This is a genomic window from Prevotella sp. LCP21S3_D2 (assembly GCF_052118345.1).
Taxonomy (GTDB): Bacteria; Bacteroidota; Bacteroidia; order Bacteroidales; family Bacteroidaceae; genus Prevotella.
In genome coordinates this window covers 1-20,013 of the sequence record NZ_JBQKHJ010000014.1, presented here as the reverse complement: position 1 = coordinate 20,013, position 20,013 = coordinate 1, and the positions used below count along the sequence as shown (strand labels likewise).

The window sequence follows — 20,013 nt, the reverse complement described above, 5'->3', positions numbered from 1 at the left end:
TAAAAAAAGAAATTATGCAGTTGTTCGAAAGTTATGAGTTCATTTCCAGGGCGGTTGTGGCATTGGTCCTACTAGCCCTTTTGATATTTTATATAATTAGCTTGCGCTTAACTGTGAAGAGACAGGTTCGTATCATCAAGTCTCTGCGTCAGCAATTGCAGAATCTTTTAGATCCTTCGGCTTCGGTTGAAGCCGTTCGTACAGATCATCTCTTTTCCGAAGTACAGGGTAAGAATTTGGGCGATGAGGCACTTGAGGCATTGAGTACGGAGCAGGAATTATTTGTCAAGGCAACATTATATATGAAGGAGAAAACTCCTTTTACCAATCCTGATTTTCGTATAGATGATTTGGCAAAGGCTTTGTGTTCTAATCGTACTACCTTGGCAAATTGCATCAGGAAATATACTTTCGGTGATATGACCTTATTGCAGTTTATCAATCGTTATCGTCTGAATTATGCCGTTCAGTTATTGTCTTCTCCAGATAATAAGCTAAACATTTCTCAGATTGCAGAAGCTGCGGGCTTTCGTTCTCGCAGCGTCTTCAATCGGCAGTTTTTCTTGCGGTTTCATTGTTCACCTTCTGAATTTCGAGAGAATCCTCTTAGCCAGGCAGAGGGTGAGATGCCTTCTGACTTGGCAAATACACTTGAAAAATAGGCCAGTGAAGAGAATCCTGAATTGTAAGCTACGTCAATGAGCTTTTGTTGGGGATCATTTGCCATGATTCTCTTGGCTTCTTCTATTCGCAGGCTCGAAATCCAGGAACTGAAACTCATGCCATATTCTTCCTTGATAAAGGTTGATAGATATGTTTTGTTGGTGTATAGTCGGGTTGCCAGTTCTTCTATGGTGAATTGTTCTTGCGTATAAGCCTTTCCTTTCAACCACAATGCCAATCTTGGGCGCAATATATTCCTGAAGTCTTCTTTCCTTTTGTTTTTATGGCTGTTGCCGGCAGCTATGGCGTTTTCTTCCTTTTTTGTATCAAGAGCACTTGGACACTTGTTTTCATCTGTATGGATGCCCCGCTCGCTAGCCAATTGTAGGTTTCCGTATTCTCTGGCATGGTTTATAAAGTTGATGGTGATATAGAGATTCACTGCTACAATATAAAACTGCAAGAGCCAGTTGAGGATTGCTCCTGATGTGGTGGAAATAACTGCAAAGGCAAAAAGGATATAGAGCAGCCAATGAGTGATGTTCAGCCATTTCAGGAAATGGCTTTGGTCGCTGGAGAAATAGTTGGCCAGTTCTATTTTGTACTGAAGATAGGTTCTATGGAAATAGAACACATGTTGGAGGCATAGTTCCACAAAGCCTAACAGGGCGATGCTCTCCAGTATGGATCTGTACTCTTGTAATGCGTCGAGCATAGCAAAAAGGGCAAAGCAAGATGTTGCGCCAAACTTGATTGCTGTGATTTTGCAGCGTCGCTTGGAAATGTATTGATGGTTTATCAGATTACTGAAGGAAAAGGAGAAGCAGATGCCGACGAGATAGAATTGGATGGTATCTAAACTCACCTCCCAATCGTATGTGTATGTCCACACTCCGTTGAAGCTGGCAAGCCAGATCCACATATTTATACTCATTATGAACATGCCTGTAGCCAGTAATCTCTTTGACTTTCGATAGGGCGCATAGATGCTGGTTTGGGGTGTGTTGAAGAATATAAGGACAAATCCCAGCATGCAATAAATGATGCTGGTCATCATTGCTAAATACGAAAAGTTTTCTTCTAAGAACTCATTCATAATCTTTTTCTTTCAAGTAAATTCTATATATTTAGTTGACTGATAACTACTGATAGGCGCAATGAAAAAATGTTTTGTTTGTGTCTCATACAGTTATACTGCTGCAAAGTTACAAATTATTTTCCTAAAAATGAAATTTTTATGTTCTAAAAATGCAATTCTTTGATATTTAGTTGGTTCTACGCACAAATTTTCCCCCCCCCCATTATGTTCTTTTTTCTCTTTTTCTATCATCTTTTCCTTGTCTTTTTTTTCTTTTTTCTAAAATTGCAAATCGTTTTTTGCTGTTTTTGAAAACGCATTTAGCCCGTCCGTTTTAATTTTGCAGTTGAAATGAATACATTATAAGAAATATTAATTTAAGATAACAGTAGAAATAGTAATCTAAGATAATAATAAATGAAAGTTAGTAGATTTATATCAGTTGCTATATTGGTGTGTTTTTGCATCCTATCTATGCAAGCCCACCAAGCCGAGCAAACCAAACAGGTTCAGCAGACTTGTCAGGCTAAGCAGGTTGGCTTGAAGACCAATATGCTTTATTGGGCTACTGCTACCCCTAACTTGGGATTAGAGATGGCTGTAGGCAAAAAGCATACAGCTCAGGTTTTCTTCGGCTTGAATCCTTGGAGGCAAAGTGGCGGCGACCATTCCAGTCTTCGTCATTGGATGGTGATGCCTGAGTATCGCTACTGGTTCAATCAGAACTTCGATGGTTGGTTCCTCGGTGCTCATGCTTTAGGAGGACAGTATAATGTAGGTGGCGTGAAGTTTCCTTTCGGGTTATTGAAAGGACTGCGCAACCATCGCTATGAAGGTTGGTATGCAGGAGGTGGCATCACCGCTGGAAAGCAATGGAATCTTTCTAAGCACTGGAATCTGGAGGCTTCTATCGGATTGGGCTATATCCATACCAAATACGATAAATTCGAATGTGGTACCTGTGGTGAAAAACTCAAATCTGCCCATAAAAATTATGTGGGACCCACCAAGGTGGCTCTTTCCCTGATTTATCTGATTCCAGGCAAGACAGAAGAAAAGCGTGAAATCGCTGCGCCTCTGATTATCGAGACTATTCAGCAGCCTAAGCAGAATGTACTGAAGCCGGTGCTCCAGTTGCAGGCTGTTATTGCTAAAGCTCCTAAGATTCGTCATCTGGATAAGCGTGCTTATATCGATTTCCCAGTGAACAAGATAGAGTTGCGTACCGATTATCGCCGTAATCCGGCACAGTTGGATAGCATCATCACCACCATCAATGCCTTGAAGGCGGATAAGAACCTGCAGGTGATGGGCATCAATATCCATGGTTTTGCTTCGCCGGAAGGTTCGTATAAGCATAATGAGTATCTGGCAAAGAATCGTGCCATCACCCTGACAGAGTATGTTCGCAAGATGGTGGATTTGCCTGACAGCATCTTCATCGTATCCTCTACAGCCGAAGACTGGGATGGACTGTGTGAATATATCAAATCAAGCAACTTGGAGAAAAAGGAGCAGCTTCTTGCGATAGCCCAGGATGAAAAGCTGGCTCCAGATGCTCGTGATGCGAAGCTGAAGCAGCAATATCCTACACAGTATCGCACCCTGCTCACCCTCTACTATCCAGCTCTTCGCCATAGCGACTACCACATTACTTATAAGATTAAGCCATTTGATGTGGAGGAGGCAAAGGAGATTATGAAGACCAAGCCTCAGCAGTTGTCGCTCAACGAGTTGTTCATGGTGGCGCAGACCTACGAGGTAGGTTCCAAGGAGTTCAATGAGGTGATGGAGCTGGCAGTCCGCATGTATCCAACGGATGAAACCGCCAACCTGAATGCTGCCATTATCCGTCTGAACAACGGAGATGCCGATGCTGCCAAGCCATATTTGGATAGAGCCGGCGATTCAAAGGAAGCCGATGCAGCAAGAAAGGCGTATGAAATGATGAAGATTCAATAGAACGGAGCTGTAGTGATAATTAAAAATAGATGTAAAAGATAAACAATTATTACGATTAAGTAATCAATATAGATTAATAGGTAAAGATAATTATAAGTAAAATTAAAACTATAGGATTATGAAGAAATTTACGATGTTTTCATCAGTGCTGGCTTCTGCACTGATGCTGGTGGTTGCATCCTGCTCTAGCAGTGATGACATAACCGGAGGTAATGGTAATGCAGAAGGCTCAACTTCTTATCTTGTTATCAACTTGAATAGTGTGGGTAATGCTCCTGCTAGTCGTGCATATGAACAAGGTGGTGGTTTGTATGATAATGGAGAAACTTTAGAGAACCAAATCAAAAAGGTTCGTTTCTATTTTTATAATGCAGATGGTACTGCCTATAAGTTGCAGAATACTGGAACAAATGGTGGTGATCAGAACTGGATAGACCAGACTATTACATCAACCGAAACTGGAGATCAGTCTGTTACAGTTTCAGGTAAGACTCAGGCCGTTTTGGTATTGAGTGGTGAGAGTAATGTGTCACCTGCTTCAATGTTGGCTGTTGTTAACCCTGATGTTGGAAGTTCTCAACTTAATGGAACTATGGTTAGCCGTTGGTCGAAAATGCGTACGGAATTGACAGGAAAAACTTTCCATGACGAAAGCGGTTTTGTCATGACTAATTCTACTTATGAAGATGGTGGTAAAGATTTGTGTACAACTCTGTTGTCAGGTAGAACATATTCTACTAGAGATAAAGCGCTCGCTAATCCTGTTGATGTATATGTGGAGCGCATTAATGCAAAAGTCAAGGCTTTTATTGATCTAGATAATGCAAACTTTGTGAAAGTTACTACTGATGAGACAGTGGATGGTGTCAACTTTAATGGAAAATATAAAACAAAGGAAAAAGTTGGAGACCTTACTGTCACAAAGCCAAATGGTTCTCCCCAGGATATTCCAGTTTTTGCATATATTGAGGCGTGGGGAGTTGCCGATGAGAATGATCAGTCAACTTATTATAAGCAGATTGATGTTCAGAATTGGACAGATGCGACACTTGGCTTTGATGGTACTGGTACCCCTTGGTCTTCGCGAGATTACCATCGCTGCTTCTGGTCAAAGGGTGTTGCTTTTGGTGGAACAGATCCTGTACATAATCCTACAAATCATCCTTTCAGTGAATACAAGGCAAACTTAGGAGATGCATTATATACATTGCCTAATACGCCAACAAATTATTTAGGAACAACTGGTAAAGCTTATGATGATCCGATGAAGAGTGAACTTACAAAGTTCTTGGTGACAGCACGTTTGGCTTATGATGATGGTTCTGGCAATATTTTGCCAGCAGAAATCTGTACTTACAAGGGACAGAAGTTCTTGGGACAGGAAAATGTTAAAAAGGTTATTGCTGACGAATTCGGTACTTATTATAAGATGAAAACTTCAGATCCAGTTCCAACTTATGAGAAGATTGAACCAACTGATATTGAATTTTCAACTACTACTGATGGAGGTTCTCTCAAATTGCAGGACTATCAGGTTGTTGCTAAATTGAAGAACATAACAGACCTCTATCGTATGTCGGGCGGTTCTTATGTACCTGTAAATATGGCTGACGTAAAGAACGAATTACAGGCTGTTCCTGTAGAGATTCATAACGGAGGTAGAACATATTATTATACTCCAATCAAACACTTGGGTAAACCAAAAAGTATTGCAGAATATGGTATAGTTCGTAACCACTCTTATCAGGTAGAACTCGCTTCTATCAAGGGCTTTGGTACTCCTGTTTATGATCCAGATAAGAAAATTGTTCCGGTTGTTCCAAGTGACGATTTGACGTATCTTGCTGCACGTATCAATGTACTTTCTTGGCGCGTTGTTCCATCTAAGGTAAATCTGGATGCAACAGAGTAAGTAATTTTACAGTTGCAGTATCATTTCTATCTATGATAGAAGAGTTAGAATATTAATAACAAAATAATAATGAAGAAGATTATAAATGATATCAAAGAGAAGGGAAGGCTGATGATGCTCTCTTGCTGCACCATCCTCGGTTTGCTGCTCGCATCCTGTGATTATTGGCACGATAGCTACGAGGGATGTGAGGAACTGCTGAAGACTCATCGGAGGGTGCAGTTCATCTACGATATGAACATGAAGTTTGCCGACGCTTTCCCTCATGAGGTAAAGAACGTCACACTTTATGCTTTCGACCAGCAGGGAAAATTGGCTTATGTCAAGACCGAGGCTGCCGAGAAGATTATCGCCGAAGAGGGTATGAACATCGACGACCTGACTCCTGGCGTCTATGATCTTCTTGTTTGGGCACAGGGCGAAGAGCGTTATGCTGGCTCCTATACTTTTGGGCAGGCAAGCATAGGCTCTTCAGCCTGTGATGTGCTCAAGGCTACGGTGAATCGTGCCGATAAGGGAATCATCGACCATGATTTGACTCCTCTCTTCCATGGACAGTTGGCTAAAGCCAATCTCACTAAGATGGAGAAGGGGGGAACGAGAACCGTCAAGGTTTCGCTTACCAAGAACACCAATCATTTCAAGGTGGTTTTGCAAAACCTGTCGGGAGTGAATCTCAGTGCCGATGACTTCATCTTCCAGATTACCGATAACAATGGTAAGATGGATTACGACAACAGTCTGATGGAGGATGAAATGCTTACCTACAACGCCTGGTCTGCTTACTCCGCTTCTGCCGGTGTCAGTTCAGGTAGCAGCGAGCAGACATCAGTGGCATGTGCCATCGCCGAGTTGACCACCAACCGGCTGGTGAAAGGCCACGATATGCGACTGCGCGTATACAATAAGTCAACGGGTGCAAGCATCATCAATATTCCATTGATAGATTATGCCCTGATGGTAAAAGGTAATTATAACAAGAGTATGAGCGATCAGGAATATCTGGATAGACAGGATTCCTACGACCTTGTATTCTTCATTGACGAAAACCACAAATGGCAGGCTGCTTCAGTCATCATCAATTCATGGAGAGTGGTACTGAGCAAGACAGATATGTAATCTATAATTATTGTATTTAATCATGATGTATGAGATGAAAGGAATAAGATATGCTGGTGGACTGCTTAGGTTCTTCGTATCAATAGCGATGGCTTGGCTAGGCTGTATTGCTTTGGTCTCATGCGACCAAGGAGATACAAATGCAGGGGAAGCGGAAGCAAATATCACGCTTACCCTTTGCTTGAAAGGAGCTGATAAAAATAGTAATACAAGAATGGGGCAACCTTTTGTAAAGCCACTGGCTTCGAGAGGTGATGGAGATGAGACTGAAGATCCGGGAACGGAGATGGAAAACAGTATCGACTTTAGCAGATTCCACGTCGTTTTCTATGATGCAAATCATCGTATGGCTGGAATCCTGCAAAACATGGTGCTCATTCATGTGGGCGGTAATATCTACCGGTTGACAGGCTCTTTGCCTGTGAGCAACAAGGTGCTTGTTGGTAATCATTTTGAAGGAAAAATGGTGGTTTATGCCAATTTCGATATGAGTGAGGATGACTTGCAGAAAGGGTATAATGATGAAATTATTGCCCAGAAGTCGTTTGATTACGAAGCAAATCCTAAGTATCTGCCCATGTGGGGCGTCAAGAAAGTTGCCTTTACACTTGCTGCCGGCAAGCGTAAGGATTTCTCGGATATCGACTTGCTGAGGGCGGTAGCCAAGGTGAAGGTGAATCTGAGCAGCGAAATGAAGAAAAACGGATGGAGCATACATAGTATGAAACTTATCAACTATAATGATAAGGGCTATTGTATGCCCATTAAGTATACAGAATGCGAACAGACGGCATCGCTTACTCACGTGGAGTTTGAGCACTTTTTCGATTCCAGACAAACCAGTGGTATCACGATGACAGATGATGTTCCTATCTATCTGCCTGAATATCAGAATAATGGTCAGGTAGATGCGGATAAATGTGTCATCAAGTTGAAACTGGCTAGAAATGGAACCGTTGAACAGGATGCATCAGGCAAAGATAAGGAATATACCCTGCGTTTCATTGATTATACAGACACTGGAGCGGAAGGTACAACCACCAATGATATCGTACGCGACCATTATTATACCTTCGAGGTATATAAGGGCAGCAATGGTCAGAATCTCGTGAAACTGACGGTGAGGAAATGGAATGTACATGATCACGAAGAGATTGTGATGTAATTGTGAATTATAAAACGAGAAAATTATAAATAGGAATAGCCTATGGGCTGTTCATAATATAGACATGGCAAAGAAGATATACTATTATATATGTATTTGGGCAGTATGCTTGTTGGCGGCTTGTTCTGCCGGTGATGATGCAACTTCCTTTCCCGGTCAGGCTGATGCCGAGAACCGGGTAGGGGTGACGTTGCAGCTGTCTGCCTTATTTTCCCAGACGTCGCAGTCTTCCCGGTCTTCTCTGACCAGGGCGGCTTGGGAGACGGATACCGAAGCTTTGCCTGGTGAAATGATGAAAAGCTGGTTTGTGGTGGTGGTACAGAATGGAAAGATAGAGAAGATTATCACTTCCGATTTGAAATCTCTGGGTGTTACGGAGGTGGAGAAAGACCAGGTCTTTGTGGAGCTGAATAAGGGCGAGACAACCTTCTATTCTTTTGCCAATATCAAGCCTGAAGAGATCGGGTTGGATGCCAGCACATCTGTTGGGCAACAGCTGCCTGCTGGTTTTGATGAAAAGACTTATCAGATGAATGGCAACAGTCAACTCTTCCATCAGTTGATGACACCTGAATTTCAGAACGGTTATCCGATGAGTAATAAGCAGATGGTGAATATAACTGATAATCAGCAAGTCATCAATCTGGAGGTTATCCGTATGATGGCTAAGGTACAGCTTTCTATTACCAATGCCACCGATCATGACATTGTCTTGAAGACCATCACCCTTTCGGATGTTACCCAGAATGGTAATCAGAATATCAAGCTTTTACCAAATGTGGATTCGAATAATCAATTGCAAGTGAATCTGGCAAATTCGGCAAAGAAAGGAACTATCACGCTGACGGCTGCCGAAAACAATGGTATAACCATAAAGGAAAGAGCTATGCAAACGGCTTGTTTCTATATGAACGAGAGTTTGGTAGATAAGGGCGAAGATGGTGGCAACCGGTATTTTATCCTTTCGCTTACTACGGTAGATGAGGCTACGGGCACTACCAGTAACCATCGTTATGCCATGCTATCATGGAATGAAATCCGGCGCAATGATTATCTGAAGATTCCTATCAAGCTGGAGGATTATCAGATTAGGTGGAAGGTAGAGGCATTCTCGCCAATCGGGGTGTTGCCGAAGGTAAAGGATGATGGCGAAAACCTTTCGCTTGACTTCGGTTATTATGGAGAATTTCATATCAAGCCCGAGGTCATCAAGTTGAGCCGTACTGGTTCTCAGACCCTGCCAGTGAGTGAATGGCAAATGGGAACGGATGCGGCAGGTTCAGATGGCTGGACCTTGAAGGAACAGTATCCGGAGGGAGCTGATGGCGTAAACATCTTCGATGCTTCGCCTTCTTGGATACCAGTCACCTATCGTCTGGAAGGTGAGATGGGCAACCGTACAGGTTCTGCCATCTATACCATGAAGATTCTAGTCTGGCAGAAGAATGGATTGGGATTGAATCCTGTCATCTCCCGCAAGGTTCGCTTTACAATGAAGCAAATAGACTTGACACGGGCAGGAAAGAATACAGAAAAAATAGTATTAAATACAAAGACTTTTGGCTATGAAAGTAAATAGTTTATTTTCTAAATACATCTTGTTTATCCTGGGCATCATCTGCTTGATGCCTGGGATGGCTTATTCCCTGACCTTTAAGCATTATGAAGGTATCGCCAATAAAACCGGCGATTACGAGGTGATAGATGCCGCCTATGACTGTCTCCGACAGAAAACGCATGTGGTTCATTATTATATCGCCCTGCCTAGCGGCGGTAGTAAGGAATTGTCGTTGCCATTTTCCGGCTATTCGGACAATGGTACAAATTTGGAACCTAGAGGATATTTCAGATGGTATAATTACGATACTGATAAGGCTTCTGATCAGTTGGAGAAATATTCTGCCGACGGCAGGTTGCAGCGCATGAATGATGCTCATGGGATAAATAAAGGTTTGATAGCCTATGGGCTTTCATCCGGGCCAAATCGTAATTTGGTGGGTGTAAGATATACCCGTCCATCTGATGCTTCCTGGACCGGTGAAACCATTGCCTGCGATGTGAGCCGATACATGGACGGCTGCAATGGAACCTTCGATCATGAGCCAACCCTTTCTATCCGATACATCTTCCATATTATGCCGGCAGAAAAGATGGCGAATGATATCAAGCAGAAACTCCTGGAAACGGGAAAAAACAGAGATTATTCTTATGAAGATGGAAAGGGTGTTTCGGCAGGATTGAAGGATGCCTCTGCCTCTATGACACTCCGCCTCAACCAGAGCGATGTGACCAACTATTATTTCCATCCAATGAATAATATCAATAATCATCATGTCTTCGCAGAGGATGAGGCGCATAAGATAAAGGAGTCGGATTTCTTTTCAGAGGTTGTTCAGGCAACTAAAGTGCAATGGCGTGTCTATAATTCCGATAAAACCCAGTTTGTCTGGTGGACATATACAGGTAGTTCTTCATCCCGTTTCTTTGATTTGAGTCTGGATTTGCTGAATAATAGAGCGGCCACTAGCGCATGGCGAAATCTGGATGGTAAAGGAGTCAGCAGCAAGCAGACCTTTAAGTATGGCGACCGTATCTATGTGGTGGCGCTAGCCGCTTCCAGCAGCGGACAGATGTGTCCTATCGCCAATTTCACCTGTCAGCTATTCAACCAGTATCCGATGACTGCGGACGAACTGAAGACGGCAGGTCAGAATACCCGATTGAATTCCTATCTAGACGATCATTATCGCTCTGTCAATACCGTCTCTTTTGATAATGATAATGAAGAACAGACCCTTCTGGCTCCTACAAGCCCGGATGATAACCAAGACCGCTTGCCTTCTAAATGGAGCAGGCGAAGCTATGGCTTTGTCTATCGTGATTTGATCGGTAATAATTTTCGACATTCGCCTATTCATGGAGAATACGGACTCTATAAGTCGGCAAATATAAAGGGAAAGTCTGGAGATGGGCAAGGTGGAACTGATGGTTACCAGTGGTGGACTAAAGCCCAGCTCTACGACCGTACCTACGAAAATACGAATGGCACCCAATATGGACATTTCCTCTATATAGATGCTTCCGATGAAAGCCGACAGATTGCCGAAGCTGATTTCAAGGCCGACCTCTGTGTGGGTTCGCAGGTTATCTTCAGCGCAGCCATTGCAGATATGACCATCGCTTCGAAAGCAGAGCGTCCGCAGCTGATGTTCAAGCTCTATGGCGTGAATTACGATGGGAACAATCAGGAGACGGAGCGCAGGTTGCTCCACTCGTTCTCATCCGGTAATTTCTCAGGAAACCGTGTGGGGTCGGACGATGGTGCTAATGTTGGTAAATGGTATCAGACTTATGGAAAGATGGTACTGCAGAAGGAGAGCGGAGTGAATAATTTCACCGACTTCAAACTCGTAGTAGATAATATGTGTAAATCTACTCAAGGTGCCGACTATGCTTTCGATGATCTTCGCATCTATACCAAGGCTTCCAAGGTGGATGTTATCCAGAGCTCGCCTATCTGTCCTGATAAGAACACAGCTAAAGATTCTTCTGTTTCTACCACCATCCTCCTTAAATTGAGGGCTTTGCAGGAAACTATGGCGGCGCTTGCCGACAATACAGAAAAGAAACTCTACTTCCGCTTTGTTGATGCAGATGGTAGTCCGGTGACGAATGTAAACTATGGAACGGCAGAAAGCCCGAACTACAATTGGGGAACCACCACTATCTATAATTATGTGGATGAGAACCGAAAGGTGGATGAAAAGCCGATGTATGAGAAAATCAACGATGAATGGAACGTGGTGCTTGCCAACAGATACTTCAATCTGCAGTCGAACCAGACTTACTATGTAAGTTTCGCCTTCGAGGATGAGGCGAAAGAGAATAAGAACCAGCTTTCGTGGGGAAAGCCTTCGGATGTGTGCTCGCTCTATAGCGCCAACTTCCAGATGGTGCAGCAGAAGGTGCTGGTTACCGATGCCAACGGTAGCATCACCACCACCGTCACCATTCCTTGCGATGACAATGGTAAGCCTGAATATCATATCAAGGCACAGTTGCAGACCGTTGACCAGAACAATGGCGGCAGCATCCAGCTGAATGGCGTGCTTTATGATTGGTATGTGGATGATGCCAAGACTCCGATATTGGAAAACAGCGCCGAGTTCAGTAACATTCCTCTGAGTGTGGGCGATCATACCATCCGTGTGTTTCCTACCAAAACATCTGGCACTATTACCCAGGGCGGCGTGGATTATCAGATTTGTCTCGTTGAGATGTCGTTCAAGCTTCGTGTCGTGAAGAACGGACCGCAGTTGGATCTGGGAGTTTCCGGCGTGGTATATCCTAACAATTATGTTCGCACGGTTCGCATCGGTTTGCCGCAGGTAGCCCATCTGGCTCAGCAGGAAGCCAAGAAGGGCAAGGGTGGATACTTCTGTATTCCGGTTAGCGGCAAGAATTTTGTGGCGGATAATTCCAATCGCCTCTACTTTGTTGTGGCTGGCGGAAAAGATCAGCTGGATCCTTCGCAGTATACCAACGTGATGTATCTTTCGGATACCAACGACCCTGCCTATAAGAACAGGATAGGGGAGAGCCTGACGCTGGCTACGCTTCAGGATCATTACATCGAGCGTAATACCAGCCAGCTGAAGCTGAAGTTTACGCCGCAGTCGGGGGATGCATCTTCTGCGTCAAAGAATGTGCAGTTGCGCGAGGGATACTGGTATGAAGGTGTATTGATATTCCGTGAAGATGGCCAGAAGGGAACCACGGTGCTCTGTTCGGGTGAAACCTATATCCGCTTTGCGGTGGTGCCGGAATACGCTACCTGGAATCCTACTGCCAACAGCAGGATGAGTGCGGCATGGAACAATGATGAAAACTGGCGCCGCTCTGACCATGGCGAGCTCTATAAGGGGGCTGATAAATATACGGATTACAGCAGCGGTGGATACGTGCCGATGAAGTTTACCAAGGTAACGATACCAGATTTGAGCGGTCTGTATTTTCCGTCTCTGGGCTATATCGCCTATCAGAAATCCACGCGCATCGCTACCAAACTGAGCAATGCCAAGGGCGATGCGGCTACCACGAACATCCAGTATGATATGCTTGCCCAATGGGATGCCAATACCGAAAGCCACGGGTTGAATGCCGACGGCAATCTGGAGTTTGAACCCTTCTATGGCAATACATGCGACCAGATTTACTTCAAGCCGGGAGGCGAACTGCTCAACCAGTGTTATCTGATATACAACAAGGCGTGGGTGGAGAAGCAAATGAAGCCAAACATCTGGTATGCCCTCACTTCGCCTTTGCAGGATACCTATGCGGGTGACATTTATGTGCCGGCTGCATCGGGCAGACAGGAGACGGAGGCGTTCGAGCCAATCTCGTTCTCACCTTCGGTAAACAATCGTGTAACCAGTCCTGTATATCAGCGAAGCTGGGATGATGCTTCTGCCCAGGAAGTAACCTTGGGCGGCAACTATAGCGCTTACGATTATTCGGGCACCGACATCTCGTTCGATAGCCAGAGCCTCAGTGCGCTTTCAGCTCACTGGAGCCACGTATATAATAAGGTGGATAGGAAGTATCTTCCATTAGAGGGTGTAGCCATCAGGATGGGAGATAAATATACGGTGGGTACATCGGGCAGTGCATCCGGCAATGCATCGGGTTCTGAATCCGAAGTATTGCTCCGTTTGCCGAAGGCAGATACGCAATATACTTATGTATCAGCTTCGCAGCAGCAGAGTTCTCTATCCGCATCTGTGGATAAGACGGATGCCTATCGCCTGGTGGTGAATGCCGATGCCCAGGAGAATGCCTTGGGCAAGATGAACTATAAGCTGGTGCAGTTGCAGGATGGCAACAATTACTATCTGGTGGGTAATCCTTATATGGCGACGCTCAGCATGTATAAGTTCCTGAAGGCAAATCCGTCGCTACAGTCCAGCTTCTATGTTTATGAGGATGGAGCCTTGAAGCTCTATAATAAGCTGGATATGTCAACCACCACGTATGAGTCGAAGAACGATGTGAAGATTTCGCCGATGCAGTCGTTCTTTGTCCGCCTGAATGATGGACAGAGTGCATCGCAGCTTAATTTTACGTCAGCGATGACGGTAGATAGAGAAGTGTTTGGCGGAGTGAAGACGGCTTCGGATGAGGGGCAGGATCAGGTATCCTTAACCCTTACAGCTGCATCAGCTTCGGGTTATAGCAGTCGTTCGAAGGTAGTGCTTGATGCCAATGCTTCTGAGGATTACGATGAGGCTGAGGATGCCCAGTTGCTTTATGATGCCCAGCTGAAGGAAGTTCCGGTGGTTTATACGGTGGCAGGCGATGAGGCTGTGGCGCTGAACTCCTTGCCAAATATCGATTGGATGCCATTAGGAGTGGTTGGTGCTTCTTCTGATGTAGAATCTGGAGATGTAGGAAGTTCCGCCAATTCAGCTTCTGTCTTGCTGGCAATTGATGGCATCTCTCGCCTCTCTTCTCCTCTTTACCTCTATGATGCTGCCACCCGGAAGTATCAGGAGATAAAGGATGGCGAGGAAATCAAGGTGCAGGCAAACGAGCACGGTAGATACTTCCTTACCCAGACTCGCAGTACTACAGGTATTGAAAATGCCGAGATGGGTGAGAGTGACGTGAAGATCTATTCTCCTGGCAGAGGCTTGATCGTCGTGTCCAAGGTGAGTGCTCCTCTATTAAATAAGGTGGAGGTTTATACCCTTGATGGAAGACTGGTGGCATCGAGAAAGGCTGAAGGTGCAGTATCGGTCAGCATTCCTGTAGTCTCCACGGCTTCTCCTCAGGAAGTATATATTATTAAGGTATCTATGCAGGATACCCAAGCTACAATAACCAGAAAGCTTTCTCTCCGTTGAGAGAAAGCTTTCTGGTGTTAAACTGAGAAAAAAAGAAAAATCCCATCGTTCTTGTGAGCGATGGGATTTTTAATTCTGTTAAGCAATGTGTCTGCTTTCGCTGATTACTTACGAAGACCGAGGGCCTTGATGATAGCACGATAGCGATTGATGTCGCGATCATACAAGTAATCGAGCAATGCACGACGCTTTCCTACAAGCTGTGTCAACGCACGTGTTGTAGTATAATCTTTACGGTTCTTCTTAACGTGCTCCGTCAAATGAGCAATACGGTATGAGAACAATGCTATCTGGCTCTCAGCTGAACCAGTATCAGAGTTAGACTTTCCGTACTTGCTAAAGATCTCTTCTTTTTTTGCTTTGTCTAAATACATAGCTGTGATACTTAAAATTTAATTATTATGAATGAATGTTATGCATCTTTTGGACCTTCCTCACGGTGGTTTCCGTTAAAATGCGGTGCAAAGGTACAACTTTTCAGTGAATTATGCAAATTTTTCGGGAATTTTTTGTAATTTTGCACCCAAATTCATAAAGTATTTAAGGTAAAGGAAATGCAAGACATTAGAAACATTGCAGTTATTGCACACGTTGACCATGGTAAGACTACCTTGGTTGACAAGATGATGCTCGCTGGTAAGCTGTTCCGTGACGGCCAGGATAACAGCGGCGAGGTGCTCGATTCCAACGATTTGGAGCGCGAGCGTGGTATAACCATTCTCTCAAAGAATGTGTCTATCAATTGGAAAGGTACTAAGATTAATATTCTCGATACTCCAGGACACTCTGACTTCGGTGGTGAGGTTGAGCGCGTGCTCAACATGGCAGACGGTTGCCTCCTCCTCGTCGATGCTTTCGAGGGTCCTATGCCTCAGACCCGTTTCGTGCTGCAGAAGGCTTTGCAGCTCGGACTGAAGCCTATCGTTGTCGTTAATAAGGTAGATAAGCCTAACTGTCGCCCTGAAGAGGTGTACGAGATGGTGTTCGACCTGATGTGCGACCTCGATGCTACTGAGGATCAGCTTGACTTTACTGTAGTTTACGGTTCTGCCAAGAATGGCTGGATGAGCGATGACTACAACAAGCCAACAGACAACATCGATTATCTGCTCGACAAGATTGTGGAGATTATCCCTGCTCCTAAGCAGCTGGAGGGTACTCCTCAGCTCTTGATCACATCTCTTGACTATAGCTCTTACACCGGTCGTATCGCCGTAGGTCGTGTACACCGTGGTACTTTGAAGGATGGCATGAACATCACTATCTGCCATCGTGACGGTACCCAGGAGAAGACTAAGATCAAGGAACTCCATACCTTCGAGGGTATGGGTCATAAGAAGACAGACCATGTGGATTCTGGCGACATCTGTGCCGTTGTCGGTTTGGAGAAGTTCGAGATTGGTGATACCATCTGCGACTTCGAGAACCCAGAACCACTTCCTCCAATCGCTGTTGATGAGCCTACCATGAGTATGCTCTTCACCATCAACGATTCTCCTTTCTTCGGTAAGGAGGGTAAGTTCTGTACATCTCGTCATATCCAGGAGCGCTTGAACAAGGAGTTGGAGAAGAACCTCGCTCTTCGTGTTCAGCCTTACGAGGATACCACTGATAAGTGGATTGTTTCGGGCCGTGGTGTGCTCCATCTCTCTGTGCTCATCGAGACCATGCGTCGTGAGGGCTATGAACTTCAGGTAGGCCAGCCACAGGTTATCTACAAGGAGATTGACGGTGTGAAGTGTGAGCCTATCGAGGAGTTGACCATCAACGTACCAGAGGAGTTCGCTTCTAAGATGATTGATATGGTTACCCGTCGTAAGGGTGATATGACCTCTATGTTGAACATGGGCGACCGTGTGGATATCGAGTTCGATATTCCTTCACGTGGTATCATCGGTCTTCGTACCAATGTGCTCACTGCTTCTCAGGGTGAGGCTATCATGGCCCACCGTTTCAAGGAGTATCAGCCATACAAGGGCGAGATTACCCGCCGTTCTAACGGTAGCATGATTGCGCTGGAGACAGGTACTGCCTATGCTTACGCCATCGATAAGCTGCAGGATCGCGGTAAGTTCTTCATCGACCCAGGTGAGGAGGTTTACGGCGGCGAGGTTGTTGGTGAGCATGTTCACGACAACGACCTGGTGGTTAACGTAACCAAGGCAAAGCAGCTGACCAACGTGCGTGCTTCCGGTTCTGATGATAAGGCTCGCGTGATTCCAAAGACCGTGATGAGCCTTGAGGAGTGTCTGGAGTACATCCGCGAGGATGAGTACGTAGAGGTAACTCCTAAGAGTATGCGTATGCGCAAGGTGATTCTCGATCACTTGGAGCGCAAGCGTAGTAATAAGGATTAAGCTATAGCTTATATATAAATGGATCCGTGAGAATTCCCCTCTTGCCGATTGCCCTGGGCAGTCTGCTTGCAGGGGATTCTTTTTTAATGTATGCGTATGTGGTTGTGGAAATTCTTTAGAAAGTTTTCTTTGCCCTGTTCCCTGGTATTGGGAGCCGTGGGCTATCTGATTTTCGCCAATGTTCCTTTTCTGGAACCTTTGGGCGATGCGGTGGGACCGAAGCTGGTGGATATGATGCCGGTGGTGCTCTTTGCCTTGCTCTATGTTACCTTCTGTAAGATTGAGATCAAGGAGATGAAACCGAAGGCTTGGCATTTTATCCTGCAGCTCATCCGAACCAGTCTGGCACTGATGATGGTGGTGCTTATCTTCGAATTCGGAGATAATTATGAAACCAAGCTGGTGCTCGAAGGTGCTTTCATCTGTTTTATCTGTCCTACGGCGGCTGCCGTGGCTGTGGTGACGGAGAAGTTGGGTGGAAGCATCGGCTCGTTGACAACTTATACGGTGATAGCCAATGTCTTTACGATGGTTATCATTCCTAGTCTTTTCCCGATGGTGGAGAAGGGGGCAGATGTTTCCTTTCTTTTTATGAGTGCGATGGTGTTCCGAAACGTAACCACGGTACTGGTGGTTCCTTTGCTTCTGGCTTTGCTGAGCCGCAAGTTTCTGCCTAAATGGGTGGATAAGGTGAAGAGCGTGAAGGATCTGGGCTTCTATATGTGGTGCTTCAACCTTACTATCCTGATGGGCGAGACGGTTCGCAATATCCTCCATGCCGAGGTTTCGGGATGGATTCTTGCCTTGCTGCTCATTGTTCCGCTCTTTGTTTGTATTGTCCAGTTCGCCATCGGTAAGGCGGTGGGCAGACATTATGATGCGAGCATCAGTGCCGGTCAGGCTCTGGGACAGAAGAATACCATTGTGGGTATCTGGCTAACCCTTACTTTTCTGAATCCGCTTGCTGCCGTAGCACCGGGTGCTTATGTGGTTTGGCAGAACCTGGTGAATGGCTGGCAACTGTGGTATAAGGAGAAATACGGAAAACTGAAATGGTAGGACGCTAAGTTATAATGATGCGGTAATACTGTGAATTATAGAAATCGGACTGAGTAATATTATATTCGTACTGGGTAATATTATATTCTGCCCGTACTTTGGCAGAATATAATACGATGTTTCTGAATGTGCCTCGGCATGGCAATTTATTGCCCCCTTCTAGGGCAATAAATTGCCGTACCGAGATAATTTTTTATATCTCGGGATGAAAAAAAAAGAGTAGGGCGTGGTATACTGAAAAGCAGTATATCGGGTGTTTAAGAGCCAGTTTCGATTTTACTCTTCACTCTTCACGTTTTATAGGTAACCTGCTGTGCTACTGTGGGTTGAGTGGGTGAAGAGTTGATGGACACTCTTCACCACTCTTCACTACTCTTCACTTTAGTGGGAAAATGGCTTCTATTGAGGCTTGTCTTTGCCATCTATTGAGGCTTGCTTCAGCCATCTATTAAGGCTCGCTTTAAGTCTCATTTGCTTCTGGAATAAGCCTTTTTCCAATTTGATTTAAGCCTTCTTTGAATTTGGTTTAAGCCTTAGATAAAGTTTACGTGGGGCTTTGTTAAAGTTTACTTGAGTCTTATTCCGATTCCAGGAGACTCTGGAAGCCCTTTCTGAGCTGCTCAAAATCACTTGATGTGAAGAGTGGTGAAGAGTTGTGAAGAGATAAAACAACTCTTCACCCTTCCAACTTACAGTAACACAGAAGGTTATCTGTAAAATGTGAAGAGTGAAGAGTGAAAGCGAAACTGGGTTGTATTCCTTGTTTATTTGCTTGTAGAGATAAATATGCACTCGATGGTTACGTTGCCATCCATCCATTTGGCTGGAATGGTGTAGGTGCCATCCTTGGCGATATCTGTCTTCTTGAGCGATTCTATCTGGTCACCATGGGTAATGGTGAAGTCACCGTAGGTGAATCCTGGAGCTGGAACCATCTTCACCTTGAATGGCTTGCCGTATGCCACCTTGTGGTTGTTGAGGGTGGTTCCGTCTGCTGCGGTCACCATACCGTTGCGGTTAGCCTCGGTTACAGAAACAAACTCGCTGTGAGCCTTCTTCTTTGCAGCACCTTCGGTCTTCAGCAAGGTGATGCGGGGAGCGTTGGTCAGGTGGATATTGATGTCGTCAATATATACTACTTCATCCTGCTTCATCTCGTGAGGTGACTCAGCATGAGGAACCACAACCAGGCTATAGATGTCTACACCTTCTGCACTCTTGATTGGGAAAACGGCATCAGCCCACTGTCCTGCAGGAACAGGAGTGGTTGACTTGATCCAGAACTGCTCCACTTCGTTAGACTGTCCGGCTCTGTCTCTACGCTTTCCAAGTCCTACCAGTATCACTCTGCCTTCCATCGGACGGTTGATAAGTACATGAACTACTTTTCCTGAAGGCCCCAGTGCAATCGGTTTCTTCAGATCTATTCTTGCACCGAAGATGTTGGATGCCAGGCGTGAACGCTGGAAGGCAAGCACCTTCTTGTTGGGATTGTTGGTGAGGTCAGGATTATCCACAACCTCGCAGTTGCCCGCCAGTTCTCCTGTGCGGAATGGGGAATGCTCCCATCTGTCGTAAACTCCCACGGATTTGTAATCCTGGGTGTCGAACTTAATTTCTTGTCCCATTGCAGCCAATGGTAACAAACACAATGCTATGAGTAATTTCTTCATATTCTTAGTGTACCTTAATTCCGCAACACTTTGATTTAACTTTATTTATAAGTTCCTGAGCAACAAAAAGTTGCTCAGGATTTTGCCATGTCAGATTTTTCACCTATCTTAGTGTTGCAATTT

At 44.9% G+C, this 20,013-nt stretch carries 13 protein-coding genes; 9 read left to right on the top strand and 4 right to left on the bottom strand.

From position 1 onward, the window contains the following. Positions 1–14: 14 nt before the first annotated feature. Positions 15–662 (top strand): helix-turn-helix domain-containing protein, encoded by a 648-nt coding sequence (locus tag ACTQ16_RS10020; protein WP_441199568.1) that lies wholly within the window; start codon positions 15–17, stop codon positions 660–662. On the opposite strand, the gene ACTQ16_RS10015 is transcribed toward ACTQ16_RS10020, so the two are convergent. Both ACTQ16_RS10015 and ACTQ16_RS10010 read right to left on the bottom strand, forming a co-directional pair. Further along, a complete protein-coding gene (locus ACTQ16_RS10015) occupies positions 572–1,759 on the bottom strand; it encodes a helix-turn-helix domain-containing protein (protein WP_441937287.1) in 1,188 nt (395 codons plus the stop codon). The genes ACTQ16_RS10020 and ACTQ16_RS10015 overlap by 91 nt on opposite strands. A 93-nt stretch (positions 1,760–1,852) precedes the next feature. After that, positions 1,853–1,993, bottom strand: a complete 141-nt coding sequence (locus ACTQ16_RS10010; protein WP_441937285.1) for a hypothetical protein — start codon at positions 1,991–1,993, stop codon at positions 1,853–1,855. A gap of 222 nt (positions 1,994–2,215) precedes the next feature. On the opposite strand from ACTQ16_RS10010, the gene ACTQ16_RS10005 reads away from it, so the two are divergent. The 6 genes from ACTQ16_RS10005 to ACTQ16_RS09980 all read left to right on the top strand — a co-directional run bounded on the left by ACTQ16_RS10005 (position 2,216) and on the right by ACTQ16_RS09980 (position 14,801). Continuing rightward, positions 2,216–3,703, top strand: coding sequence for a DUF3575 domain-containing protein (locus ACTQ16_RS10005; RefSeq protein WP_441937283.1), 1,488 nt, complete (start codon positions 2,216–2,218; stop codon positions 3,701–3,703). Positions 3,704–3,821: 118 nt separating this feature from the next. Then, entirely contained in the window at positions 3,822–5,615 is a 1,794-nt protein-coding gene (locus tag ACTQ16_RS10000; RefSeq protein ID WP_441937281.1) for an Mfa1 family fimbria major subunit, read from the top strand. A 69-nt stretch (positions 5,616–5,684) separates the two neighbouring features. Continuing rightward, on the top strand, positions 5,685–6,734 hold the full coding sequence (locus ACTQ16_RS09995) for a FimB/Mfa2 family fimbrial subunit (RefSeq protein WP_441937279.1): 1,050 nt from the start codon (positions 5,685–5,687) through the stop codon (positions 6,732–6,734). A 34-nt stretch (positions 6,735–6,768) separates the two neighbouring features. Next, the gene (locus tag ACTQ16_RS09990) at positions 6,769–7,899 is read left to right on the top strand and encodes a FimB/Mfa2 family fimbrial subunit (RefSeq protein ID WP_441937277.1); all 1,131 of its coding nucleotides are present in this window, start codon (positions 6,769–6,771) and stop codon (positions 7,897–7,899) included. Positions 7,900–7,963: 64 nt separating this feature from the next. Continuing rightward, the gene (locus ACTQ16_RS09985; RefSeq protein WP_441937276.1) at positions 7,964–9,478 is read left to right on the top strand and encodes a hypothetical protein; all 1,515 of its coding nucleotides are present in this window, start codon (positions 7,964–7,966) and stop codon (positions 9,476–9,478) included. Then, the gene (locus tag ACTQ16_RS09980) at positions 9,465–14,801 is read left to right on the top strand and encodes a T9SS type A sorting domain-containing protein (RefSeq protein ID WP_441937274.1); all 5,337 of its coding nucleotides are present in this window, start codon (positions 9,465–9,467) and stop codon (positions 14,799–14,801) included. Before ACTQ16_RS09985 ends, ACTQ16_RS09980 begins: the two co-directional genes overlap by 14 nt. A gap of 104 nt (positions 14,802–14,905) precedes the next feature. On the opposite strand, the gene rpsO is transcribed toward ACTQ16_RS09980, so the two are convergent. Then, a complete protein-coding gene (gene rpsO / locus ACTQ16_RS09975) occupies positions 14,906–15,175 on the bottom strand; it encodes a 30S ribosomal protein S15 (RefSeq protein ID WP_022122065.1) in 270 nt (89 codons plus the stop codon). 180 nt (positions 15,176–15,355) lie between these two features. Here rpsO and typA point away from each other — a divergent pair, with 180 nt between their 5' ends. Beyond that, positions 15,356–17,158 (top strand): translational GTPase TypA, encoded by a 1,803-nt coding sequence (gene typA, locus ACTQ16_RS09970; protein WP_294970838.1) that lies wholly within the window; start codon positions 15,356–15,358, stop codon positions 17,156–17,158. A gap of 96 nt (positions 17,159–17,254) precedes the next feature. Continuing rightward, the gene (locus ACTQ16_RS09965; protein ID WP_441937273.1) at positions 17,255–18,217 is read left to right on the top strand and encodes a bile acid:sodium symporter; all 963 of its coding nucleotides are present in this window, start codon (positions 17,255–17,257) and stop codon (positions 18,215–18,217) included. Positions 18,218–18,981: 764 nt separating this feature from the next. On the opposite strand, the gene ACTQ16_RS09960 is transcribed toward ACTQ16_RS09965, so the two are convergent. Then, positions 18,982–19,890 carry a hypothetical protein gene (locus ACTQ16_RS09960; RefSeq protein ID WP_441937272.1) on the bottom strand — a complete coding sequence of 303 codons (909 nt, stop codon included), beginning with the start codon at positions 19,888–19,890 and terminating at the stop codon, positions 18,982–18,984. Positions 19,891–20,013: the final 123 nt, after the last annotated feature.

Coding starts and splice junctions, on each gene's coding strand:
- ACTQ16_RS10010 (WP_441937285.1), bottom strand. CDS start 1,993: ATGATAGAAAAAGAGAAAAAAGAACATAATGGGGGGGGGGAAAATTTG.
- ACTQ16_RS09960 (WP_441937272.1), bottom strand. CDS start 19,890: ATGAAGAAATTACTCATAGCATTGTGTTTGTTACCATTGGCTGCAATG.
- ACTQ16_RS09990 (WP_441937277.1), top strand. CDS start 6,769: ATGAAAGGAATAAGATATGCTGGTGGACTGCTTAGGTTCTTCGTATCA.
- ACTQ16_RS10015 (WP_441937287.1), bottom strand. CDS start 1,759: ATGAATGAGTTCTTAGAAGAAAACTTTTCGTATTTAGCAATGATGACC.
- ACTQ16_RS10005 (WP_441937283.1), top strand. CDS start 2,216: ATGCAAGCCCACCAAGCCGAGCAAACCAAACAGGTTCAGCAGACTTGT.
- rpsO (WP_022122065.1), bottom strand. CDS start 15,175: ATGTATTTAGACAAAGCAAAAAAAGAAGAGATCTTTAGCAAGTACGGA.
- ACTQ16_RS09965 (WP_441937273.1), top strand. CDS start 17,255: ATGTGGTTGTGGAAATTCTTTAGAAAGTTTTCTTTGCCCTGTTCCCTG.
- typA (WP_294970838.1), top strand. CDS start 15,356: ATGCAAGACATTAGAAACATTGCAGTTATTGCACACGTTGACCATGGT.
- ACTQ16_RS10020 (WP_441199568.1), top strand. CDS start 15: ATGCAGTTGTTCGAAAGTTATGAGTTCATTTCCAGGGCGGTTGTGGCA.
- ACTQ16_RS09985 (WP_441937276.1), top strand. CDS start 7,964: ATGGCAAAGAAGATATACTATTATATATGTATTTGGGCAGTATGCTTG.
- ACTQ16_RS09980 (WP_441937274.1), top strand. CDS start 9,465: ATGAAAGTAAATAGTTTATTTTCTAAATACATCTTGTTTATCCTGGGC.
- ACTQ16_RS10000 (WP_441937281.1), top strand. CDS start 3,822: ATGAAGAAATTTACGATGTTTTCATCAGTGCTGGCTTCTGCACTGATG.
- ACTQ16_RS09995 (WP_441937279.1), top strand. CDS start 5,685: ATGAAGAAGATTATAAATGATATCAAAGAGAAGGGAAGGCTGATGATG.